Here is a 4,627-nt window from a genome sequence, read left to right on the forward strand (position 1 = left end):
AGCTGGTTGTATTCGGAGTTTGCCAATAATTTTGTTAAAACCATGATTCGTTTGGGCAAAGAGCGCTCGGAGCTTGGTGTAATCGTAGATCAAGTAGGCTCGCCTACTTATGCCGTGGATTTGGCAAAAGTGATTATTCAGATTATCGAATCCAAATCGGAGGCTTATGGTTTGTACCACTTTAGTAATGAAGGTGTTACCTCTTGGTACGATTTTGCAAGCGCTATTTTTGAGCTTGCAGGTTTGCCAGTGAAAGTAAAAGCTCTTAAAACTTCGGAGTATCCGACCAAAGCCAGAAGACCTTTTTATTCGGTAATGGACAAAACTAAAATTAAACAAAACCTAGGGGTAGAGATTCCTTATTGGAGAGAGAGCCTAAAGGTTTGTTTGGCAGAATTAGGCTAATAAATTGTACTTTATCGTGATTGGTATTTTTACAGGGTTTTAAGAAAGATAACAATTTCTTAAAACCCTAATTTTTTAGCGGTAACCTATGTTTTAAACTTACCGTTCACGCATTTTTATAGATATTTTAACAAATACAGAATCTAAGTATTTGTACAATTCCAAGAATTGGGCTATCTTTGGTTAACGCTTTTACGCTTTGATGTTCTTGCTACTTTAATTCCTTTCCAACAACAAACTTTTAATTGATAAGCATTCAGCTTTGGGCAATAGCCTAGGGGCATTCGAAAAGGATGTTTCTTAGATCATTTAAAATTACACTATAACTATTCGCCTACGGTCTTAAGTAGTAGGAAAGATTACATTAATGGTATATCTGAGAGGCAAAATTTGACTAGAATCTTTTGATAAGAATATCTTCAAATAACCGATATACTATTAACTAATAACGTTTTCCTACTTACAACTTACATACTTTAAAAACCTTGCTCATGATCCCTAAAATGAAAAGATTTTCATTGGTTATACTATTTTGTTTGCTGAGCACTGCGGTAATTATGGGACAAAAGGTATATCAAGACATAGGATTGGGTATATCAGCTTCTAGCATGGGAGTTGGGCCAGAGATTTCCTACTATCCCCAAAAGTATCCTCAGTTTGGCATACGTTTTCATTGGGTACAGTTTGGATTTAATGATTCTGTTCATATTAATTTGGCCGATAAAAAAAGTTTAGATATTAAACCAACGATTCAAAAGCAAGTAGGAGCCTTGTATCTCGACTACTTTCCTTTCAAGAAAAAGCGTTGGCATTTGTTTGGGGGAGTATCCTATAATTTAAAACAAGATTATTTGTTTAATATAACTACCAAAACGGGTGTTTCATTAGGGGGAATTGACATTGAGCCAACTGATTTTGGGAGTATCAATCTTGGCATTAAATGGTCGGATTGGATGCCTGCTTTGGGTTTTGGCTATTTGGGGAATTTATATAAAAATAGACTCTTATTAGGAATTGACTTTGGTCTGAGTTACATGGGAAGTCCGAGCTTGCAAGTGAGCTATGAAGGTTTTTTGGAGACAACCACTTTGGACGAACAGATTCCGAAACTAGAGCGTAATATTCGAAATTATTCGTATTACCCCAATCTGAATTTTCAATTAAAATACTTGCTAGGTAAAAAAGAAACCCCCAAAAAGGAATCGTTATGAAAAAGATAATCTTGCTTAGTGTAATAGCCTTTATAGGTTTTTGGGCTTGTCAGTCACCCTTAGAAGGTTTTGAATTAGGGTTTAAAGATCCCATAGAAAAGGCTAAAATAGAGATTCGTTTTTATAATCCCTCGGGTGCCTTGCCTTCAGATTTAAAAATTAGTTTTGCGGGGCAAGACTCCAATCTGGTGGTGACCAATCTCAATACTAAAAAGTTTAAAGTAAGTCCCGAAGGGTTATTGATTGTGGCTGTATCACCAGAGGTGGTACCAAGTGCCGATAAGCCCGTAAAGTTTACCATCGTCGCAGACGCCAATGGCTATACCAAAGCCTCTAGGATGGTGGTATTTGCGAGCCAGTCAAACCAGAGTATTCGGATTCCGCTTTTTAATGAAAATACACCTCCATCTGGAGTAAGTAGCAAAGAGTCGAGTATTTCCAATGTTCAAAGTGGTGGCATAACTGCCAATCAGACCATAAGTACAGGAGGTCAAAAGGCCGAAAACGCCAGTTTAGTATTGCAAGCCGGCACCCAACTGACTGATATCGACAGCAAGCCAGTGCTAGGAAATGTTACGGTAGCCATGCAGCATTATGATAATAGAGGAGCCACAAGGAGCTTTTTGCCAACCAGTGGTATTGCAGCAAATCCCGTGGATATCAATGGTAAAGCGCTTGCCAATCCTTTTGACTTACCTTATTTAGCAGGTTTTGTTTCGGTAGTTATAAGCAACGACCAAGGGCAAATTGTTAAGAATCTTTCAAAACCAATTTTGTTAACGGTAGAACTCAATGCCTCAAGCTATAATCCACGGACCAAAACAACGATTAAAGTTGGGGATGTGATTCCAGTATTTAGTTATGATACCGATAAGTTCCAATGGAAGGTAGAAGGCGAGACAAAAGTAGTACAGGAAGGAAACAAGTTGGTAGCCAAGCTCAGTATTAGTCACCTAACTGATTGGTTGTTGGCATGGGAGAGAGAAATTTGTAGACAAGGACCGACATTTGTATTTAAAAGTAATTTCAATGATGTTGATATGGGGTATTATTGCCAATTGGTCAATTCAAGAACCAATCAAGTCATACGAGAATACTATCCTGGGATAGGTAATGGCTGGTCATTAGCCTTAAATTATTTGCCCAAAGATGCAGACTTTATCCAATTGAAAGTATATAACTATAATGGATATTGGGGAGGGAATAGGACCACACCAGTGGCAACCACCAAAGAATTAGAATTTTGTAATCCACAGTCTGTAGAAGTAGACGTTCGGAGTATTCCAACACCGCCATCGGTAGAAGTCGCTTTCGATATCGTTTGTTCATCTGGTAAATCAATAGATGTTGATGCCTTGCCTGCTACCTTCAAAATTCAATATTCGGCTGTAGGTAAAAATAACTGGCAAGATTTGATTGAAATGCGCAGACCCAACACCAAGGCCAAAACCTATAAAGTTCGGGAGAAAAATACCTACGACTTTAGGGCAAGCACAGACGGAGGCGTAACATGGCCGTATAAGCAATTGAATAAATATCTGGAATCAACTCGAATCGCCTATCGAATTGAGGATAAAGGCTTTTGTAAATAGGTAGATAAGAAAACAGACGTTTGTTAACTACCTCTTAATAACTATACACACTAAAATTTGTTCCCTGTTGGGGATATTTATAAATTAGGAAATATTTTGTTGGATGTTTCCCAAAACACAACCAATCCAACGCTTTTAAGATTATGAAAAGTTTAGGTTACTATCGATTATTATCAGACATCCTATTTGTGATTGTGTCATTTGCACTATCGATTACAATAAGTGGGCGTCAACCCAATAAGCTAGATTGGGGCATAGTAGTTTTTTTGATGGTGGCATGGTATTTTTCAAGCAAGGCCACTAATCTTTATGATGACTTTAGAACGGTAAAATTTATCGATGAATTTCTCTTGATTTTACCCAATGTAATGGTACAAATGATGGTACTAGTTACCTCATTTTTCATGTTAGACGACAGGATGCATGCCCGAAAAGTAGTATTATTTTTTGTGGTGATTGCCACTGTTGTTTTGGCTATCAAAAAATATCTCGCCAAGAAGATAGCCCAATTCCGCAGAATCAATGGGAAAAACGTACGTAAAGTCGTCATAGTAGGGGCAAGCGATACGGGAATGTCATTTTATGAGATGCTCAATAAGACCTCTCACTATGGATACAAAGTGGTAGGTTTTGTAGATACTTTCAAGCCTGTGCATCTTAATGGGATGTATAAGGGTACTCCAGAAGATTTAGAAAGAGTTTTGCAAGATACAGATGCCGATGAGGTGATTGTGACACTTGAAAAGTTTGATCAAGAGCAATTAGATGCGATTATCAAAACCAACGATAAACTAGCAGTTCGTACTCGTATAATTCCAGATTATTTCCGCTTCAATTCAAGCCGCTTTAGTGTTGAAATGTTTGGGAAATTCCCGATTGTGACTGTACGACACGAACCACTCGATTATCTGCATTGGCGTGTATTAAAAAGAGGCTTTGACATTGTATTTAGTTTGTTAGTTTGTTTGTTTGTTTTCTCGTGGTTGTTTCCTATTCTCGCAATTTTGATAAAACTGAACTCGAAAGGACCTGTATTTTTCATCCAAGAACGTTGGGGGAGGGGTAGCAAACCCATCAAATGCTTTAAGTTTAGATCGATGTTGGTTGATGCGCCAGATATGGATAAGTCGGGCAAGTTTATGCAGGCGGGTCAAGATGACCCTCGTATTACAAAAATTGGTAGGTTCTTACGAAAATCAAATTTCGATGAATTGCCACAGTTTTTGAATGTAATCATGGGCGATATGTCTGTAGTTGGTCCGAGACCACATGCTGTTAAGCACAATATCGAGACAATGGGCAAAATTGATAACTATTTGGTAAGACATTGGGTAAAACCAGGAATTACAGGCTTGGCACAAGCCAATGGGTATCGTGGAGAAACAACAGATTTTAATTTAATGCGCAAAAGAGTACATT

At 37.9% G+C, this 4,627-nt stretch carries 4 protein-coding genes; all 4 read left to right on the forward strand.

Translation table 11 applies throughout. The annotated features are described in order from the left end of the window. A partial coding sequence (locus ACOVQ4_RS11490; RefSeq protein WP_421820783.1) for an SDR family oxidoreductase occupies nucleotides 1-405 on the forward strand: 405 nt, incomplete at its 5' end. A gap of 503 nt (nucleotides 406-908) precedes the next feature. After that, on the forward strand, nucleotides 909-1,616 hold the full coding sequence (locus ACOVQ4_RS11495) for a hypothetical protein (RefSeq protein ID WP_421820784.1): 708 nt from the start codon (nucleotides 909-911) through the stop codon (nucleotides 1,614-1,616). Next, the gene (locus ACOVQ4_RS11500; protein WP_421820785.1) at nucleotides 1,613-3,208 is read left to right on the forward strand and encodes a hypothetical protein; all 1,596 of its coding nucleotides are present in this window, start codon (nucleotides 1,613-1,615) and stop codon (nucleotides 3,206-3,208) included. Before ACOVQ4_RS11495 ends, ACOVQ4_RS11500 begins: the two co-directional genes overlap by 4 nt. A 143-nt stretch (nucleotides 3,209-3,351) precedes the next feature. Next, a partial coding sequence (locus ACOVQ4_RS11505) for an exopolysaccharide biosynthesis polyprenyl glycosylphosphotransferase (protein ID WP_421820786.1) occupies nucleotides 3,352-4,627 on the forward strand: 1,276 nt, incomplete at its 3' end.

Origin of the sequence: Flectobacillus sp. (assembly GCF_049240685.1) — a bacterium.
GTDB lineage: Bacteria > Bacteroidota > Bacteroidia > Cytophagales > Spirosomataceae > Flectobacillus.